We start from the raw sequence: 16,538 nt of genomic DNA on the forward strand, positions 1-16,538 counted from the left end.
GAAAGCCTCTGCCGAGCATGGCTCGGCACTACTCATGACACCTCGCCCTTTTGCACTGCCAATGCGAAGATTTGCGAGAGCGCTCCACTGCGTGCTGCCATTGCGGCTTTTGTCCCTGTAGTGCCGAGCCATGCTCGGCTCGGGCATTACCGGGAAAGCCTCTGCCGAGCATGGCTCGGCACTACCTCATTCGCCTTTGGCGAATTTCTGTAGTGCATCACCTTGTAGGCGATACACGGTCCATTCGTCCTGGGCGACCGCGCCGGCGGCCTTGTAGAAATCGATGGCCGGGGTATTCCAATCCAGCACCGACCACTCAAAACGCCCACACCCCTGCGCCACCGCCAAGCGTGCGATGTACTGCAGCAGGGCCTTGCCCGCACCACTGCCGCGTGCCTCGGGGCTGACGTACAGATCTTCCAGGTAGATGCCGTTGCGGCCCAGCCAGGTCGAATAGTTGTAGAAAAACACCGCATAACCGATGGCCTGGCCATCGCGCTCACAGATCAGCGCTTGCGCCTTGGCATCGGCACCAAACAGGCTGGCGCGAATGCCGGCCTCTTCGGTCTGTACCGAGGATTCGGCCTTCTCGTAGATGGCCAGTTCGCGGATGAAGTGCAGGATCAGGCCTGCGTCATCGGCAACTGCCGGACGAATCTGCACTTCAGCCGCGCACATCACTCAGCTCCGCGCCGCAGCAACATTGCCGCGCATCTTGCTGATGACATCGGCGTAACTGGGTGCGTTGAAGATGGCCGAGCCGGCCACGAAGGCATCGGCACCGGCGGCGGCGATTTCGCCGATGTTGTCGGCCTTGACGCCACCATCCACTTCCAGCAGCACCGGCTTGCCAAGCTTGTCGATCATCGCCCGCACCGCGCGCAGCTTGTCCAGCGTCGACGGGATGAAGGCCTGGCCACCGAACCCCGGGTTCACCGACATCAGCAGCACCAGGTCAAGGTCCTCCAGCACCCAATCCAGCACTTCGACCGGGGTGGCCGGGTTCAGCACCAGGCCGGCTTTGCAACCGTGCGACTTGATCAGCTGGATGGTGCGGTGGACGTGGCGACTGGCTTCCGGGTGGAAGCTGATGATGCTGGCGCCGGCCTCGGCGAAATCCGGCACGATGCGGTCTACCGGCTCGACCATCAGGTGCACGTCGATCGGCGCGGTCACGCCGTGCTTGCGCAGGGCCTGGCAGACCATCGGGCCGATGGTCAGGTTGGGCACGTAGTGGTTGTCCATCACGTCGAAATGGACCCAGTCGGCACCGGCTGCCAGGACGTTGTCGACCTCCTCGCCGAGCTTGGCGAAATTGGCCGAGAGAATGGACGGGGCGATGATGCAGTTGGACATGACGGGGGCCTTTCAGCGCTTGCGCAGGGTTTTGATGCGGTCATAGGCGGCGTTGATCTGCCGGGCCTTCTTTTCGGCCTGGGCGCGCAACTCGGGGGCGGCGCCGGCCACTTTGTCAGGGTGGTACTGGGACATCAGGCGACGGTAGGCCAGGTCGATCTCGGCATCGGTAGCGTCGCGGGTAACCCCCAATTCACGGTAGGGCAGGTCCTTGCCCAGCTTGAACCAGTCGCTGTCGAAGGCATGGCCCAGCAACAGGCCGATAACCGCGCCAAACAGGGGGTTGGGCCTGAAAAGCAGGGCCCCGGCGATGAAGCCGAACAATTTTCCGTACCAGCGCATGGGTGGGTGAATGGCCTGAGGACAATCAAGACGTGCATTTTATGCCACAGCGGCCCGATCCGGCCGTACACTAGGCCGCCCGCCGACCAGCCGCGGGCCCTGCGGGTCCTCCAGACCCGGGTCCTCCAAGCCGGCGGCATTCATTGCCAAGTCCCAGGAGTGCCCGTGCCGACCACGCTGTTGCAATCCGATCTTCCCGGCCTGCCCTTGCGCCATCGCGGCAAGGTGCGTGATGTGTTTGATATCCCGCGCGAACGTCTGCCAGCCGGTACTCCCCCGGGCGAATACCTGTTGATGGTCGCTACCGATCGCCTCTCCGCGTTCGACGTGGTGCTGCCCGACCCGATCCCGGGCAAGGGCGAGATGCTGTGCCAGGTATCCAACTTCTGGTTCGCCAAGACCGCGCACCTGATGCCCAACCACCTGACCGGCATCGACGTGGCCAGCGTGCTGCCCGAAGGCGTGGACCCGGCGCTGTATGCCAAGCGTGCGGTGGTAACCAAGAAGCTCAAGCCGGTACCGGTGGAAGCCATTGCCCGCGGCTATCTGATCGGCAGCGGCTGGAAGGACTACCAGCGCACCGGCAAGATCAGTGGCATTGCCCTGCCCGATGGCCTGCAACAGGCACAGAAGCTACCGGAACCGATCTTCACCCCGTCCACCAAGGCGGCGGTGGGCGACCATGACGAGAACATCGATTTCGATGCGATGGTCAAGGCAGTGGGCGCGGACATGGCCGAAAAGGTGCGCGATGCAACGCTGCGCATCTACAAGTTCGCCGCCGAGTACGCGGCCGAACGCGGCATCCTGCTGGCCGATACCAAGTTCGAGTTCGGCACCGACGCCGATGGCCGTCTGTACATCATGGACGAGATGCTGACCCCGGACTCCTCGCGTTACTGGCCTGCCGACGAATACCAGGTCGGCATCAGCCCGCCGAGCTATGACAAGCAGTTCGTGCGCGACTACCTGGAGACGCTGGACTGGGGCAAAACCGCCCCCGGCCCGGCGCTGCCGGCCGAGGTGATCGAGCGTACCCGCGCCAAGTACGCCGAAGCGCTGGACAAGCTGGCCGGCATCAGCGTCGACTGATCCTGCTGTATCCATCACGGATGCGCACTTGCACCGTGCGCATCCGTAGGGAAGCCGCGCTATGCTCTGCCGGTCAACCCGGGAGGGATGTGGAATGAGTATTGCGCGACCGGTGGATCGTTATTTCGCCAGCTACTCCGGCGATCACGTCAACCACACCAACCAGGCCATCCATGTCATCGCGGTACCCGCGATCCTGTGGTCGGTCATCGCCCTGTTGTGGTGCATACCGCCGCTGCTGCCCTGGTTCCAGCATGGGATCTGGGCAGCGCTGGCCATGTTTGGCACCTGGTCCTATTACAACCGCCTGTCGCGCCCGTTGGGCATCGGCATGCTGATCATCTTCTTCGTGTTTGGCTGCATCTGCCGCCTGCTGGAAGACCGGCTTGGCATCCAGATGCTGCTCTACATCGCCATTGGCGTATTCGTGGTGGCCTGGATCGCACAGTTCATCGGCCACAAGATCGAAGGCCGCCGCCCCAGCTTCCTCACCGACCTGACCTATCTGCTGATCGGTCCGATCTGGGTGCTGGCCAAGCTGTTCCGGCAGTTTGGGTGGCGATACTGAGCGTAGGCGCGCTAACGCACTGCGGGCCCGCTCAGGTTTCCATCAACGGGACATCATCACCATCCCCGGCCCCTTGGAACATGGCCTGATCCACCACGAATCGGCGTGGCGCATAGCCAAAGTCGCGGCGCGCCGGCTCGATGTCGAAGGCCAGCGAATCGCGCATGCGCTCAAGCACAGCTTCATTCAAGCCCAGCAAGCGTCCTTTGGCGTGGGCCTTGCGCAGTGCCCACAGGAACAATGGCGTTGGCAGCCTGAGAAACAGCGGCCGTGGCCGCAAGGTGGCCAGCACACGCCGGACCATTACGCTGTAGGGCAGCACTTCGCCCCCTCCAACCGCGTACACCTGCCCGTGGGTTCGCTCTGACCCAAGCACCTGCATCGCCGCCATGGCCAGGTCATCCACGTGCACCGGCTGGCGCGCCCCCCTGGCACAGGTCGGCAACGCGAACACCTTGGTGCGCAGCGCCATCCGCGCAATCGCAGTCAGGGTCTTGTCGCGCCCCGCTCCATAGATCAGGGTGGGCCGCAGCACGGTGACCGCAACGCTGCGCTCGGCGGCCGTGGCGAACAGCAACTGCTCGGCCTGCTGCAGACGCCGTGCGACATCCCGTTCCGCAGCTTCGGCCGAATCCTGCTTGACCTCGGCACTGGTCGAACCAAATGCCACTATCCGCGGCGTAGCCACGACGGAACCGGCGTACCAGCGGGCAAAGTTGTCCAATGGGCCACAGCTGATCACCGCGTCGAACGCCTGTTCTTCGCGCCAGAAGCCATAAAGATCTGCCTGCACCCAATGCAGTCCGTGCCTGTCCGGATGCGCCTGACGCGATACCGCCAGCACATCCCATCCTGCCGCCAGCAGGTAGTCCACCAAGGGGACGCCGATCTGACCGGTCCCTCCAAACACCAAGGCTCGGCGCCGACCGGTGGCATCGCTTGTTTCTTTCTCCATCCCCAGAGGATAGGCGGCCGCGAACTTTCCGCAATGGTTGATCGGCCGATGCTGGCTGTGGCCATGGCTACCCATGCGGCAGGTGATCGGCCTTTCCTGCGCTCCCGTGGCCTGTGATCACGCAGGACCGGAATCGCCAGGCGGCGTTGTTCCGGGGTTGGCAGCGTTGCTGTGCCTGCAAGGCGGCGCCCAACCCGAACGACTTGTTCATAAAAAGGTTCCGGACGTAAAAAAGCGCCTGTTAGACTGCAAAACCCCTTTCTGAACCGCGCCCTACATGACGCCAGTCCTGTTGCTGCTGCTTGCGCTGCCCTTTCTGCTGGCAGCGGCCATCGCCCTGATAGGCCGCTTGTCCCGCGGAGCAGCTGCATGCATGGCAGCGGCTGCCCCCGTCCTGGGCCTGGCCCTGCTGGGCAGCGTGACGCCGACGGTGATCGACGGTGAGGTGATCCGCAACAGCTGGCAATGGCTGCCGCAGATCGGCCTGGATTTCAGCCTGCGCCTGGATGGGCTGGCGTGGATGTTCACCGGCCTGGTGCTGGGCATCGGTGCACTGGTGGTGCTGTACGCGCATTACTACCTGTCAGCCAAGGACAGCGCGCGCCGCTTCTACAGCTATCTGCTGCTGTTCATGGGCGCGATGCTGGGCATGGTGCTGGCCGGCAATCTGTTGCTGCTGATGGTGTTCTGGGAACTGACCAGCATCAGCTCGTTCCTGCTGATCGGCTTTTGGTCGCACCGCAAGGACGCCCGCGAGGGCGCGCGCATGGCCTTGATCGTCACCGGCGGTGGCGGCCTGGCGCTGCTGGCCGGCGTGCTGTTGATCGGCCGCATCGTCGGCAGCTTCGACCTGGACGTGGTACTCGCCTCGGGTGAGCTGATCCGCGCCAGTGCCTTGTACCCGTGGGCATTGCTGCTGGTGCTGGCCGGCATCTTCACCAAGAGCGCGCAGTTCCCCTTCCACTTCTGGCTGCCGCACGCCATGGCCGCGCCCACGCCGGTGTCGGCCTATCTGCACTCGGCCACCATGGTGAAGGCCGGCGTATTCCTGCTGGCGCGCCTGCACCCGGCGCTGGCCGGCACCGAACTGTTCTTCTACGTGGTCAGCGGCATCGGTGCGATCACCCTGCTGATCGGCGCCTGGAATGCGATCTTCCAGCACGATCTCAAAGGCCTGCTGGCCTATTCGACGATATCGCATCTGGGCCTGATCACCCTGCTGTTTGGTCTGTCCACGCCAATGGCGGTGGTTGCCGGCGTGTTCCACATCCTCAACCACGCCACCTTCAAGGCCTCGTTGTTCATGGCCGCCGGCATCATCGACCACGAGACCGGTACCCGCGACATGCGCAAGCTCGGTGGCCTGCGTCGGTTGATGCCGGTCACCAGCGCGCTGGCCATCGTCGCCTCGCTGGCCATGGCCGGCATCCCGCTGCTCAACGGCTTCCTGTCCAAGGAAATGCTGTTCGCCGAAGCACTGGCGACGCAGGGCCCGGACTGGATGCGATCGGCGATCAGCGCTGCCGCCCTGCTGGCCGGCATCCTGGGTGTCGCCTACAGCCTGCGCTTCGTCCATGACACCTTCTTCGGCAAGGGCCCGCTCGACATCGACGTGGTGCCACACGAACCGCCGCGCTGGATGAAGGTACCGGTGGAAGTGCTGGTGGTGATCTGCCTGGCCGTCGGCATCGCCCCGGCGCTGACCATCGCGCCGGTGCTGCACACGGCAGCGGCATCGATCCTCGGCGCCTCGATGCCGCAGTACAGCCTGTCGGTCTGGCATGGTTTCAACCTGCCGCTGGCGATGAGCGCGGTGGGCGTGGTCGGTGGCGTGGCGCTGTACTTCGGCCTGCGCCGCTTCACCGATCTGTATGCCGCGCGCAACCGCCCCACCGGCAAAAACCTGTTCCACCACGGGCTGGACCTGCTGTTCGGCTTCGCCCACAGCGTCACCAATGCACTGGCCAATGGCAGCCTGCAGCGCATGTTGTTTGCGCTGGTACTGGTGGCGGTGATCGTCGCCGCCGCCCCGTATATCGCCAATCCGGCCATGCCGGTCTGGCCGGCGCCGCAATCGCTGCCGTTGCTGGGCTGGACGCTGTGGCTGGTGATGCTGGCCTGCGCGTTCGCCGGCCTGTTCCTGTACCAGCAGCGCCTGCTGGCGGTGATCGTGATGGGCGGCACCGGCCTGATGGTGGCACTGACCTTCGTGTTCCTGTCTGCCCCGGACCTGGCGCTGACCCAGCTGATGGTGGAGATGGTGACCCTGGTGCTGATGCTGCTGGGCATGAACTACCTGCCGGCCCAGTCACCGCCCGAGCATTCGCGCTGGCGCAAGCGCCGCGATGCGCTGATCGCCATCGTCGCCGGTGGCGGCATCGCCGCACTGGCTTATTCGCTGATGACCCTGCCGCCCAACACCATGGCCGGCGAAATGCTGCTGCGCTCGCTGCCCGAGGCTTATGGCCACAACGTGGTCAACGTGATCCTGGTCGACTTCCGCGGTTTCGATACCTTTGGCGAGATCACCGTGTTCGGCATCGCCGCGCTGGTGGTGCACGCCATGCTGCGACGCACGCGGATGGCGCCGGAACAGATCATGCCCGGCCCGCCGATCAAGCTGCCGGTGCCGGCCGACCTGGCCCAGATCATGTTCCCGCTGACCCTGACGGTGTCGATCTTCCTGTTCCTGCGCGGCCACAACGCGCCCGGCGGCGGCTTCATTGCCGGCCTGGTGCTGGCGGTGCCGCTGCTGATCCAGTACGTGATCCAGGGCACCGAATCGGTGGAATCGCGCTTCGGCTTCGATTACATCCGCTGCATTGGCCTGGGCCTGTTGATCGCCCTGCTCAGCGGCGCGGCCTCGATGCTGTTCGGTGTGCCGTTCCTGACCAGCGGCCACCTGGACCTTGAGCTGCCCCTGATCGGCACCGTACCGCTGGCCAGTGCCATTGGCTTTGATACCGGCGTGTACCTGGTGGTGTTCGGCGGGGTGATGCTGATCCTGTCGATGATGGGCACCATCAAGCCCTCGCGCACCCGCAATGCCCGCAACGGCGAAATCGATATCCACCGCCGTTCGGCACGCACCGGGGAGATGCACTGATGGAACTGGCACTGGCAAGCGCCATCGGCGTACTGGCCGGCATCGGCATCTACCTGTTGCTGCGTGCGCGCAGCTTCGACGTGATCCTGGGCATGACCTTCCTGTCCTACGCCACCAACCTGCTGATCTTCAGTGCGGGCCGGCCGGTGATCGGCAAGGCGCCGGTGCTCAAGGACGGCGTGGCCACCAGCCTGGCCCATTACACCGACCCCCTGCCGCAGGCGCTGGTGCTGACCGCCATCGTGATCGCCTTTGCGATGACCGCGGTGAGCATCGTTCTGGCCATGCGCAGCCGCAGCGACAACCACAGCGATCATGTGGACGCCCACGAGCCCGAGCTGCCGGCTGACGATGCGGCCAAGCCGGGAGCCGGCGCATGAACCATCTGGTGATCCTGCCGATCCTGATCCCGCTGCTCGGCGCGGCGCTGTCCCTTTTCATCGAGCACCGCCGCTACGGCCCCAAAGTGCAGCGCAGCGTGGCCTGGGCCAGCATGGCGGCATTGGCGGTCGCCGTTGGCCTGCTGTTCGCGCAGACCAGCCAGGGCCAGATCTCGGCCTACCTGCTGGGCGACTGGCCGGCGCGGTTGGGCATCGCCCTGGTCGCCGATGGCCTGGCCGGCTGGATGCTGGCCACCACCTTGCTACTGGCCATTGCCTGCCTGTTGTACGCCTGCACCGGCTGGGACCGGCGCGCGCCGCACTTCCATGCGCTGTTCCAGTTCCAACTGGTTGGCCTCAACGGCGCCTTCCTGACCGGCGACATCTTCAACCTGTTCGTGTTCTTCGAGGTGATGCTGATCGCCTCCTACGGCCTGCTGCTATCCGGCGGGCGCGGCCTGCGCATGCGCATCGGCCTGCATTACGTGGTGTTCAACGTCACCGCCTCGACCCTGTTCCTGATCGCGCTGGGCATGCTCTACGCCACCCTGGGCTCGTTGAACATGGCCGAGATCGGCCAGCGCATCGCCGAACTGCCACCCTCGCACCTGAAGCTGGCCAAGGCAGCGCTGGGCCTGCTGCTGCTGGTGTTCTGCTCCAAGGCGGCGCTGTTGCCGATGTACCTGTGGCTGCCCGAATCCTATGCACGCGCACCGGCGGCGGTGGCCGCACTGTTTGTGATCATGACCAAGGTCGGGCTTTACTCGGTGCTGCGCGTCACCTCGTTGTGGTTCGATGCCGACGCCGGCGCGATGAGCGGCTATGGCAGCGACTGGCTGCTGTGGGCGGGCATCGCCACCTTGGCGGTGGCCGCGCTGGGCGCGTTGGCGGCCACCCGCATGAGCGTGCTGGTCGCCTATCTGGTGGTGGTGTCGGCGGCGACGCTGTTCATCGCCTTCGCGCTGGGCAATGCCGGCACGATTTCGGCCGGCCTGTATTACCTGCCGCACAGCACCTTTGTCGCCGCCGCGCTGTTCCTGATCGCCGACCTGATGCGGCGCCGGCGCCTGCAGGCCGACCGTCGTCGCAACCACGAGCTGGTGGCAGTGCTGCCAGGCAAGACCGTGCCTGGGCTGCTGTATCTGTTCGCCGCCGTGGCGGTTGCCGGCCTGCCACCGCTGGCGGGCTTCCTGGCCAAAGCCGCCCTGTTGCAAGCGGTACCGCAGGCACACACCGGCGTGGTGTGGGCGGTGGTGCTGGGCAGCAGCCTGTTGGTGATCATGGGCCTGGTACGCACCGGCATCCGCCTGTTCTGGCATGTGCCCGGCGATGACGACGTGGCGCCCGAGCCGGAACCGGCCGAAGCGCCAGCACGCCCCTTCGAAACCGCCGCCGCCTGCCTGCTGCTGGGCTATGCCGTGCTGATGACCGTGTTCGCCGCACCCTTGATGCGACAGACCGACGCCATCGCCGACCAGTTGCTGGCTCCAGAACAATACCTGCACGACGTGCGTGGCACCACGCCACAGGTGAGGCAGCCATGAGTCGTCGTCGTTCCCTGTTGCGCAGGCTGTTCCCATCTCCGGCGCTGTCGATCACCGTGCTGGCGTTCTGGATGGTGATGTCCTCCAGCTTCGACCTGGGCCAGTTCGTGCTGGGCCTGGTACTGGGCCTGGTGATCCCCCTGTTCGCTGCCCGCCTCGACCGCGAGTTCGCCCGCCTGGGCAGTTTGCGACCGGTACCCAAGCTGATTGCGGTCGTGCTGTGGGACATCCTGGTGTCCAACCTGCGCGTGGCCGCGCAGGTGCTGGGGCCGGAACAGAAGCTCAAGCCAGGCTTCATCTGGGTGCCACTGGATATCGCCAACATCCACGGCATCGCCGCATTGACCAGCTTCATCACCCTGACCCCGGGCACGGTGTCGGCGGCGCTGTCCGAGGATCGCCGCCATCTATTGGTGCACGTACTGCACCTTGAGGATGCCAACGCCCTGATCAAAGAGATCAAGAGCCGCTACGAAGCGCCGCTGATGGAGATCTTCCCGTGAACGGTTACCAGATATTCGAAACCACCCTGGTGGTATGCATGCACGTGGTCGGCATCGCCATGCTGCTGGCGCTGTGGCGGCTGCTGCGCGGCCCCACCGTGCCGGATCGCATCCTCGCGCTGGATACCTTGTCGATCACCGCCATTGCCGAGCTGATGCTGTTCGGCATGTACCTGGACTCGGCCATCTATTTTGAAGCCGCACTGATCATCGCCATGCTGGGTTTCTGCAGCACGGTGGTACTCAGCAAGTTCGTGCTGCGCAGGGATATCGTCGAATGATCACTTTCCTGCAGATCGCCTTGTCGGCACTGCTGGCCTTTGGCTGCTTCTTCATCCTGGTCGGTGCGCTGGGCCTGGTGCGCTTTTCGGACTTCTTCAAACGCCTGCATGCACCGACCAAGGCCAGCACGCTGGGTGTCGGCTGCGTATTGGTGTGTTCGGTGGCCTACCACATTTTCCTGGGCGAAGACCCGCAACCACGCGAGCTGCTGATCACCGTTTTCCTGTTCATCACCGCACCCATCAGCGCGCACCTGATGGCCAAGGCGGCATTGTCACTGATGATGGAAAGCCGGCCGGAGCCGCCGAAAGACGACGCCTCGCGGTAAGAACGGCAGCACTGTAGTGCCGAGCCATGCTCGGCATATGGCCTGCCCAGGAATGCCCTGTAGTGCCGAGCCATGCTCGGCTGAAGCCTTATCGGGAAAGCCCCCGCCGAGCATGGCTCGGCGCTACAACTACCGCGTCAGCGCAGCAGCGCCAGCTCCAGCCCCACCCATGCCAGGAAGGCGACAAACAGAATCGCGCCTTCACCACGGCTGATCTTCAGGTCACCCCGCAGCATCGGGTAGAGCATCAACACGAAGACGATCGCCGCCGGCAACTCCAGGCGCACGAACGAAGCCGGCAACGGCATGGGCCGCAGCGCCGCCATACCGCCCACGACCACCAGCAGATTGAACAGGCTGGAGCCGATCACGTGGCCCACCACCATGTCGCCCTGCCCACGGCGTGCTGCGGCGATGGCCGCGGCCACCTCCGGCAGCGCGGTACCAATTGCCACCGGCAGCAGGCCTGCCAACAACGGCGACATCCCCCAACCCGCGCCAAGCACGGGTGCCGACTGCACGACAAAGCGCGCGCCGTAATACAGCACCACCGCGGCGATGACCAAGCGGATCAGGTTCAACCCCAGCACCGTGCGGGTAGTGGCGTAATCGGCAATGGCCTCCTGCAGCGCCACCGGCTCCTGTCGGGCACGGGTCAGCACGAAGGCCAGCATCGCCACGAAAGCCACCAGCAACACGATGCCCTCGATACGGCTGATCGCCCCATCCAGGCCAAACACGATCAAGGCCAAGGTTGCCACCGCCAGCAGGACCAGCAGCGGCGACAGCAAGCGCGTACGCACCACCAAGGGGAACGCCAGCGCCGCCAGGGCCAGGGTCAAACCAACGTTGACGATGTTGCTGCCGACCGCGTTGCCCAACGCCAACTCCTGCGCACCCACGGCAAAGGCGCGCGCATTGACCACCAGCTCCGGCAACGAAGTACCAAAGGCCACCAGCAGCAGACCGGCAACGAACGGCGACGCCCCGAAGCGCTGGGCCAGGCCCGAAGCTGCCTTGACGATGGAGTCACCGCCCAGGGCCAGCAATACCAGCCCAAGTACAAACCATGCGATAGCTTCGAACATCCTTCGTTTCTCCCGGCGTTGATGGCAGCGTCAAACAGCCGTGGCTGTCGCGGCTGAAGCGTATCAGCCGCAGCCTTCCACGTAATCCACCTGTGGCGGCAGGCCTACCCGCCAGGAACTGACTTTGCCATCGGCGCCCAGTTCGAACACCAGCCAGCTCTGGCTGCCATCGCTGGCCGGCACCCTCACTACCTTGCCTCCCTCCACGTACTTGTGCGGCTGTGGCTGTTCGGCCTGCGGGTAGAGCGCCTGCAACTGGGGCAGGTCCATGCCGACCTTGCCGCCACCGGGGGCCGGTGCATCGCCGCCACGCACGTCATAACGCACAAACTGGTTGCCTTCCAGCATGAAGAACGGTCCCGCCTCGGTGCGCGCCGGCGGGGACAGGTAGTAGCAGCCGCCGTCGGCGGCAGCATCGCCCTGCAGCTCCTGGCCCCAGGCCGTGCGCAGCTGCTCGACATCGATACCCAGCTGCGCCGGGCCATAGCCCTGCCAGTCGGCATCACCGGTTGCCACAGGTGCTGCGCCAGCAGAACTCCCGGATGGGGCGGCTGGCTCGGCGCTGGCTGGCGCCGCGGTCGGCGCCGGCGGCGTGCGTTGGCAGGCAACCAGCAGCACGGCCAACAGGGACAACGGCAGGGCAATTCGGTTCATGCGACGGCTCCAGACTGGTCCGCGCCCGAGTCTAGCGGCATCGGCGCCCGACCCGTGCGAAGACGCCTTGTCATGATCATTTCACCTGCCCCATACAGGCTTGAGGCCCGCTCCGTCCGCGCCCGACGCCCATGCAACCGCACAAGACCGAACTTGGCCGCACCGCGCTGCAATCTCACCGCGCCGCGTTGGACCTGCGCCAACGGCGGGCGCTGATCCTGTGCGACGGCAAGCGCAGCCTGGCCGAGATCAGCGGCATGCTGGGTGAGGACACGTCAACACTGATCGCGCAGTTGCAGCGCGATGGCTATCTGCTGGCCGAAACTGCACCGACCCACGCGCCCCCGCCAGCAGCAGACGTGCCGACGCCAGCCGCCAGTGAGCGGCGCCGCTCGATGGTCGCCGCCCGCATCTACGTGCTGGATATCCTGGCATTGCAGCGCAACCCCACCGCCGCCCAGCTGCACAGACTGTTGCAGGCAGCGCGCGAGGAGGCCGACACCGTGAACGCACTGAAGCTGGCGCTCAACCACCTGCCGGCGATGACCTCGGCCGGCTACACCGAGCGCGTGCGTGGCCGCCTGCTGGAAGTACTGCCGGAGGCACATCTGGCGGCGGTGCTGGAAGCAGCACCGCTGCCGGCCTGACTCAGCCCTTGGGCGGAGTGAAGTTGTTGCGCAGCCCGCTCCAGCAGGCCTGGTAGCCACGCTGGCGGTGCGCGGCCTGCATCGCCTGTTCGGTCGGGCGGATCACGCCACGGGTTTCGAACATGAAGGCCATGGTGTCCTTGATCACATCGGGCTTGGACAGGTCGGCTTGCGAGGCCTTGTCGAAGGTCGCCGCATCCGGGCCATGGCCGGTCATGCAGTTGTGTATCGACGCACCACCCGGCACGAAACCCTCGGCCTTGGCATCGTAGGCGCCGTGGATCAGCCCCATGAACTCGCTGGCGATGTTGCGGTGGAACCACGGCGGCCGGAAGGTGTTCTGCGCCACCAGCCAACGCGGCGGGAAGATCACGAAATCCAGGTTGCTGGTGCCCGGCGTGTCGCTGGCCGAATGCAGCACCAGGAAGATCGATGGATCCGGATGGTCGTAGCTGATCGAGCCGATGGTGTTGAAGTTGCGCAGGTCGTAACGGTACGGCGCGTAGTTGCCGTGCCAGCCCACCACGTCCAGCGGCGAGTGGCCGATGTCAGCGCGCCACAAGCGGCCCTGGAACTTGGCGACCAGCTCGAACTGCCCGTCGAGGTTTTCGTAGGCAGCAACCGGGGTTTCAAAGTCACGCGGATTGGCCAGGCCGTTGCTGCCGATCGGGCCGAGGTCGGGCAGCTTCAACAGCGCGCCGAAGTTCTCGCACACATAGCCGCGCGCCTGCCCGTCGGGAAGCTCGACCGCAAAGCGCACACCGCGCGGTATCACCGCGATCTGCTGCGGCTCGATCTCGATCAGGCCCATCTCGGTACGCAGGCGCAGCCGGCCCAGCTGCGGCACGATCAACAGCTCGCCGTCGGCGTTGTAGAAATAGCGCCCGCGCATGTCGGCATTGGCGGCATACAGGTGGATGCCGGCACCGGCGTGGGCTTCGGCCGAGCCGTTGCCGCCCATCGTGTACAGGCCATCGATGAAATCGGTGGGGGTGCTCGGCAGCGGCAACGGGTCCCAGCGCAGCTGGTTGGGCGAAGCCGCTGCATGACTGAAATCGCTATGCAGGTGCGGCTGCTCGAACGGCGTGAACTCACCGTGCATCGCCGCCGGGCGAATGCGGTACAGCCAGCTGCGGCGGTTGCTGCCACGCGGCGCGGTGAAGGCGGTGCCGGTCAGCTGTTCGGCATACAGCCCGTGCGCCACCTGCTGCGGCGAATTGCGACCCACCGGCAAGGTGCCGGGCACAGCCTCGGTGGCGAATTCATTACCGAAGCCGGATTGATAAGCGTTGCTGACCATCACGAACCTGCCTGTGTTGTTACGTTGAAGCCCCTCTCCCTGCGGGAGAGGGGTTGGGGTGAGGGTAAGAGCTGAAGCATTGCCGCTTAAAGCCCCTCTCCCTCCGGGAGAGGGGTTGGGGTGAGGGTAAGAGCTGAAACATTGCCGCTTAAAGCCCCTCTCCCTCCGGGAGAGGGGTTGGGGTGAGGGCAAGGCTTTCAGCCATCATCAAAATGGCTTCCAGCACCGCATCCACCTGCAGCACCACATCGTTGTCCCAGAAGCGCAATACGGTCAAACCTTGCTGCTCAAGAAAGCGAGTGCGTACGCGATCGACGTCTTCATTGTGCTGTGAGCCATCGAGCTCCACCACCAGTCGCCTGGCTTCGCAATAAAAATCCGCGATGTACGGTGGAACCGGGTGCTGTCTGCGAAACTTCAGCCCACACAGCTGGCCATTCCTCAATCTGTTCCAGAGCTTGCGCTCGGCGTCGGTCAGGTTACGGCGAAGCCTGCGTGCACGGCCAAGGGTGACCGTCGGTAGTGGTGGCTTGCTGCTGTAGCTCATGAAATGGCCTCCTTGCGCCTTTCATGATCTTTAGCAGCTTCGCCCTCACCCCAACCCCTCTCCCGGCGGGAGAGGGGCTATGTCTTACGGCACTTCAGCGCTTACAGCACGCCACGCTTCATCTGGTCACGCTCGATGCTTTCAAACAAGGCCTGGAAATTACCCTCGCCAAAGCCTTCATTGCCCTTGCGCTGAATGATCTCGAAGAAGATCGGGCCGATGCAGTTCTGGGTGAAGATCTGCAGCAGCTTGCGCTGCTTGGTTTCCGGGTCGGCGTCGATCAGGATCTTGTTCTTGCGCAGGCGCGGCACGTCTTCGCCGTTGTCCGGGATACGCAGGTCGACCACGTCGAAATAAGCGTCCGGCGTATCCAGGAACTCCACGCCACGTGCCCGCATCGCCTCGACCGTGTCGTAGATGTTGTCGGTGAAGCAGGCGATGTGCTGGATGCCCTCGCCCTTGTAGGCGTCCAGGTATTCATTGATCTGGCTCTTCGGGTCGGACGACTCGTTGAGCGGGATACGCACGATGCCGTCCGGTGCGGTCATCGCCTTGGACACCAGGCCGGTCTTGGCGCCCTTGATGTCGAAGTAACGGATCTCGCGGAAGTTGAACAGGCGCTCGTAATAGTCCGACCACTGCTGCATGTTGCCCAGATACAGGTTGTGGGTCAGGTGGTCGATGAAGGTCAGGCCGAAGCCGACCGGGTTCTGGTCGGCGCCTTCAATGGCCTCGTAGTCGGCGTCGTAGATGCTGCCGGCCTGGCCGTAGCGGTCCACCAGATACAGCATGCAGTCGCCAATGCCCTTGATCACCGGGGCCGGCACCGCGCGGGTTTCCGGCAGCAGGTCCACTTCCGTGGCGCCGTTGGCCAGGGCCAGGGAAAGCACCTCGGCGGCCGGCTTCTGGAAGCGGATGGCGAAGCCACAGGCGCTCGGGCCGTGCTTGGCGGCGAAGTCGGCAGCGAACGAATCGGGCTCCTCGTTCACAAGAAAGTTGACGCCGCCTTGACGGTAGACGGTAATAGCACGCTGCCGGTGGCGGAGGACGGCCGTGAACCCCATGTTCTTGAAGTAGTCGTGCAGCTGGGCAGCCTGCCCCGCCGGTGCGGCGAACTCGACGAACTCAAAACCATCGATACCCATCGGGTTTTCAAAGGTGGTGACCTGCATGCCCAGGTTGGGCGTGTTGGATGCAGTAGGGGTGTTCATGGTGGCCTCCGGGAGCATGGCGGTCGCCGGGGTACCGGCGATGAAAACAGGAAGATCCGCCCCAAAAAGCGGGTCTGGACCGAAGGTTATAGTTTCACATGAAACCACCATCAAGGTGCACTGCAGCATGAGCTCTTCCGATTACAGCAAGTCCACCAGCATCCGCGCCTCGCACGTGTTGCTGGATCTTGAGCAGTTCCTGCCCTACCGCATCAGCGTGTTGTCCAACCGGGTGAGCGGCAACATCGCCCGGCTGTACGGCGAGCGCTATGGCCTGGCCATTCCCGAGTGGCGGGTGATCACCATCCTGGCGCTGTATCCGGGCTCCTCGGCCAGCGAAGTGTCCGAGCGCACGGCGATGGACAAGGTGGCGGTCAGCCGCGCGGTGGCGCGCCTGCTGGAGCGCGGCTTCATCAAACGCGAGACCCACGGCGATGACCGTCGCCGCTCGGTGCTGGCCTTGTCGGCCGCAGGCTTTGAAGTCTACGAAACCATCGCGCCGATGGTCATCGAGATGGAACGCCGCCTGATGTCGGCGCTCAGCGAGGAAGAAGAGCAGGTACTCGAACGCCTGATCACGCGCCTGGCCGACACCGGTCTGCAGCGCATGACCGAGGGTTGATCGGCAACGCCGA

Annotated in this window: 19 protein-coding genes; 10 read left to right on the forward strand and 9 right to left on the reverse strand. The window is 64.7% G+C overall.

Going from position 1 to position 16,538, the window contains the following annotated elements:
• Positions 1-186: 186 nt before the first annotated feature.
• Genes RT460_RS09800 through RT460_RS09810 form a run of 3 tightly spaced genes read right to left on the reverse strand, consistent with a single transcriptional unit; the run spans position 187 to position 1,698 of the window.
• Positions 187-678 (reverse strand): GNAT family N-acetyltransferase, encoded by a 492-nt coding sequence (locus RT460_RS09800; protein WP_313318706.1) that lies wholly within the window; start codon positions 676-678, stop codon positions 187-189.
• A 3-nt stretch (positions 679-681) separates the two neighbouring features.
• Positions 682-1,356, reverse strand: a complete 675-nt coding sequence (gene rpe / locus RT460_RS09805) for a ribulose-phosphate 3-epimerase (protein WP_313318708.1) — start codon at positions 1,354-1,356, stop codon at positions 682-684.
• A 12-nt stretch (positions 1,357-1,368) separates the two neighbouring features.
• The gene (locus RT460_RS09810) at positions 1,369-1,698 is read right to left on the reverse strand and encodes a DnaJ domain-containing protein (protein ID WP_313318709.1); all 330 of its coding nucleotides are present in this window, start codon (positions 1,696-1,698) and stop codon (positions 1,369-1,371) included.
• A 165-nt stretch (positions 1,699-1,863) separates the two neighbouring features.
• On the opposite strand from RT460_RS09810, the gene RT460_RS09815 reads away from it, so the two are divergent.
• The gene (locus tag RT460_RS09815) at positions 1,864-2,790 is read left to right on the forward strand and encodes a phosphoribosylaminoimidazolesuccinocarboxamide synthase (protein ID WP_313318711.1); all 927 of its coding nucleotides are present in this window, start codon (positions 1,864-1,866) and stop codon (positions 2,788-2,790) included.
• Positions 2,791-2,884: 94 nt separating this feature from the next.
• A complete protein-coding gene (locus RT460_RS09820) occupies positions 2,885-3,358 on the forward strand; it encodes an Mpo1-like protein (protein WP_313318713.1) in 474 nt (157 codons plus the stop codon).
• A 31-nt stretch (positions 3,359-3,389) separates the two neighbouring features.
• Here RT460_RS09820 and RT460_RS09825 read toward each other — a convergent pair whose 3' ends face one another.
• Complete coding sequence (locus tag RT460_RS09825) at positions 3,390-4,313, reverse strand: NAD-dependent epimerase/dehydratase family protein (RefSeq protein WP_313318715.1); 924 nt, start codon at positions 4,311-4,313, stop codon at positions 3,390-3,392.
• A gap of 277 nt (positions 4,314-4,590) precedes the next feature.
• Between RT460_RS09825 and RT460_RS09830 the strand changes: the two genes are divergently transcribed.
• Genes RT460_RS09830 through RT460_RS09855 form a run of 6 tightly spaced genes read left to right on the forward strand, consistent with a single transcriptional unit; the run spans position 4,591 to position 10,456 of the window.
• The gene (locus RT460_RS09830; protein WP_313318716.1) at positions 4,591-7,419 is read left to right on the forward strand and encodes a monovalent cation/H+ antiporter subunit A; all 2,829 of its coding nucleotides are present in this window, start codon (positions 4,591-4,593) and stop codon (positions 7,417-7,419) included.
• Entirely contained in the window at positions 7,419-7,799 is a 381-nt protein-coding gene (locus RT460_RS09835; RefSeq protein WP_313318717.1) for a Na+/H+ antiporter subunit C, read from the forward strand. Before RT460_RS09830 ends, RT460_RS09835 begins: the two co-directional genes overlap by 1 nt.
• Positions 7,796-9,343, forward strand: a complete 1,548-nt coding sequence (locus RT460_RS09840) for a monovalent cation/H+ antiporter subunit D (RefSeq protein ID WP_313318718.1) — start codon at positions 7,796-7,798, stop codon at positions 9,341-9,343. Before RT460_RS09835 ends, RT460_RS09840 begins: the two co-directional genes overlap by 4 nt.
• Positions 9,340-9,846, forward strand: coding sequence for a Na+/H+ antiporter subunit E (locus RT460_RS09845; RefSeq protein WP_313318719.1), 507 nt, complete (start codon positions 9,340-9,342; stop codon positions 9,844-9,846). Before RT460_RS09840 ends, RT460_RS09845 begins: the two co-directional genes overlap by 4 nt.
• A gap of 38 nt (positions 9,847-9,884) precedes the next feature.
• The gene (locus RT460_RS09850; RefSeq protein ID WP_313318829.1) at positions 9,885-10,127 is read left to right on the forward strand and encodes a K+/H+ antiporter subunit F; all 243 of its coding nucleotides are present in this window, start codon (positions 9,885-9,887) and stop codon (positions 10,125-10,127) included.
• The gene (locus tag RT460_RS09855) at positions 10,124-10,456 is read left to right on the forward strand and encodes a Na+/H+ antiporter subunit G (protein ID WP_313318721.1); all 333 of its coding nucleotides are present in this window, start codon (positions 10,124-10,126) and stop codon (positions 10,454-10,456) included. The genes RT460_RS09850 and RT460_RS09855 overlap by 4 nt, the downstream gene beginning before the upstream one ends.
• Positions 10,457-10,593: 137 nt before the next feature.
• Here the strand turns inward: RT460_RS09855 and RT460_RS09860 are convergent, their stop codons facing one another.
• Together RT460_RS09860 and RT460_RS09865 are read right to left on the reverse strand one after the other, a co-directional pair.
• Positions 10,594-11,544 (reverse strand): calcium/sodium antiporter, encoded by a 951-nt coding sequence (locus RT460_RS09860; protein ID WP_313318724.1) that lies wholly within the window; start codon positions 11,542-11,544, stop codon positions 10,594-10,596.
• Between the two features lie 63 nt (positions 11,545-11,607).
• Positions 11,608-12,177 carry a lectin gene (locus RT460_RS09865; RefSeq protein WP_313318830.1) on the reverse strand — a complete coding sequence of 190 codons (570 nt, stop codon included), beginning with the start codon at positions 12,175-12,177 and terminating at the stop codon, positions 11,608-11,610.
• A 152-nt stretch (positions 12,178-12,329) separates the two neighbouring features.
• Here RT460_RS09865 and RT460_RS09870 point away from each other — a divergent pair, with 152 nt between their 5' ends.
• Complete coding sequence (locus RT460_RS09870; protein WP_313318726.1) at positions 12,330-12,845, forward strand: hypothetical protein; 516 nt, start codon at positions 12,330-12,332, stop codon at positions 12,843-12,845.
• Position 12,846: 1 nt separating this feature from the next.
• Here the strand turns inward: RT460_RS09870 and hmgA are convergent, their stop codons facing one another.
• The 3 genes from hmgA to hppD form a co-directional block, all read right to left on the reverse strand.
• On the reverse strand, positions 12,847-14,145 hold the full coding sequence (gene hmgA, locus RT460_RS09875) for a homogentisate 1,2-dioxygenase (protein ID WP_313318727.1): 1,299 nt from the start codon (positions 14,143-14,145) through the stop codon (positions 12,847-12,849).
• Positions 14,146-14,293: 148 nt separating this feature from the next.
• Positions 14,294-14,692 carry a DUF559 domain-containing protein gene (locus RT460_RS09880; protein ID WP_313318729.1) on the reverse strand — a complete coding sequence of 133 codons (399 nt, stop codon included), beginning with the start codon at positions 14,690-14,692 and terminating at the stop codon, positions 14,294-14,296.
• A 101-nt stretch (positions 14,693-14,793) separates the two neighbouring features.
• Positions 14,794-15,903, reverse strand: a complete 1,110-nt coding sequence (gene hppD / locus RT460_RS09885; RefSeq protein WP_313318731.1) for a 4-hydroxyphenylpyruvate dioxygenase — start codon at positions 15,901-15,903, stop codon at positions 14,794-14,796.
• A 127-nt stretch (positions 15,904-16,030) separates the two neighbouring features.
• Between hppD and RT460_RS09890 the strand changes: the two genes are divergently transcribed.
• Complete coding sequence (locus RT460_RS09890) at positions 16,031-16,525, forward strand: MarR family transcriptional regulator (protein ID WP_313318733.1); 495 nt, start codon at positions 16,031-16,033, stop codon at positions 16,523-16,525.
• Positions 16,526-16,538 lie beyond the last annotated feature (13 nt).

Source organism: Stenotrophomonas sp., from assembly GCF_032061965.1.
Taxonomy (GTDB): Bacteria; Pseudomonadota; Gammaproteobacteria; order Xanthomonadales; family Xanthomonadaceae; genus Stenotrophomonas.

Excerpts from the sequence above, each read along its gene's own strand:
- RT460_RS09845 (WP_313318719.1), top strand. The coding sequence starts at position 9,340 with ATGAGTCGTCGTCGTTCCCTGTTGCGCAGGCTGTTCCCATCTCCGGCG.
- RT460_RS09840 (WP_313318718.1), top strand. The coding sequence starts at position 7,796 with ATGAACCATCTGGTGATCCTGCCGATCCTGATCCCGCTGCTCGGCGCG.
- rpe (WP_313318708.1), bottom strand. The coding sequence starts at position 1,356 with ATGTCCAACTGCATCATCGCCCCGTCCATTCTCTCGGCCAATTTCGCC.
- RT460_RS09860 (WP_313318724.1), bottom strand. The coding sequence starts at position 11,544 with ATGTTCGAAGCTATCGCATGGTTTGTACTTGGGCTGGTATTGCTGGCC.
- RT460_RS09830 (WP_313318716.1), top strand. The coding sequence starts at position 4,591 with ATGACGCCAGTCCTGTTGCTGCTGCTTGCGCTGCCCTTTCTGCTGGCA.
- RT460_RS09800 (WP_313318706.1), bottom strand. The coding sequence starts at position 678 with ATGTGCGCGGCTGAAGTGCAGATTCGTCCGGCAGTTGCCGATGACGCA.
- RT460_RS09880 (WP_313318729.1), bottom strand. The coding sequence starts at position 14,692 with ATGAGCTACAGCAGCAAGCCACCACTACCGACGGTCACCCTTGGCCGT.
- hmgA (WP_313318727.1), bottom strand. The coding sequence starts at position 14,145 with ATGGTCAGCAACGCTTATCAATCCGGCTTCGGTAATGAATTCGCCACC.
- RT460_RS09810 (WP_313318709.1), bottom strand. The coding sequence starts at position 1,698 with ATGCGCTGGTACGGAAAATTGTTCGGCTTCATCGCCGGGGCCCTGCTT.
- RT460_RS09855 (WP_313318721.1), top strand. The coding sequence starts at position 10,124 with ATGATCACTTTCCTGCAGATCGCCTTGTCGGCACTGCTGGCCTTTGGC.
- RT460_RS09850 (WP_313318829.1), top strand. The coding sequence starts at position 9,885 with ATGCACGTGGTCGGCATCGCCATGCTGCTGGCGCTGTGGCGGCTGCTG.
- RT460_RS09820 (WP_313318713.1), top strand. The coding sequence starts at position 2,885 with ATGAGTATTGCGCGACCGGTGGATCGTTATTTCGCCAGCTACTCCGGC.
- hppD (WP_313318731.1), bottom strand. The coding sequence starts at position 15,903 with ATGAACACCCCTACTGCATCCAACACGCCCAACCTGGGCATGCAGGTC.
- RT460_RS09835 (WP_313318717.1), top strand. The coding sequence starts at position 7,419 with ATGGAACTGGCACTGGCAAGCGCCATCGGCGTACTGGCCGGCATCGGC.
- RT460_RS09890 (WP_313318733.1), top strand. The coding sequence starts at position 16,031 with ATGAGCTCTTCCGATTACAGCAAGTCCACCAGCATCCGCGCCTCGCAC.
- RT460_RS09870 (WP_313318726.1), top strand. The coding sequence starts at position 12,330 with ATGCAACCGCACAAGACCGAACTTGGCCGCACCGCGCTGCAATCTCAC.
- RT460_RS09825 (WP_313318715.1), bottom strand. The coding sequence starts at position 4,313 with ATGGAGAAAGAAACAAGCGATGCCACCGGTCGGCGCCGAGCCTTGGTG.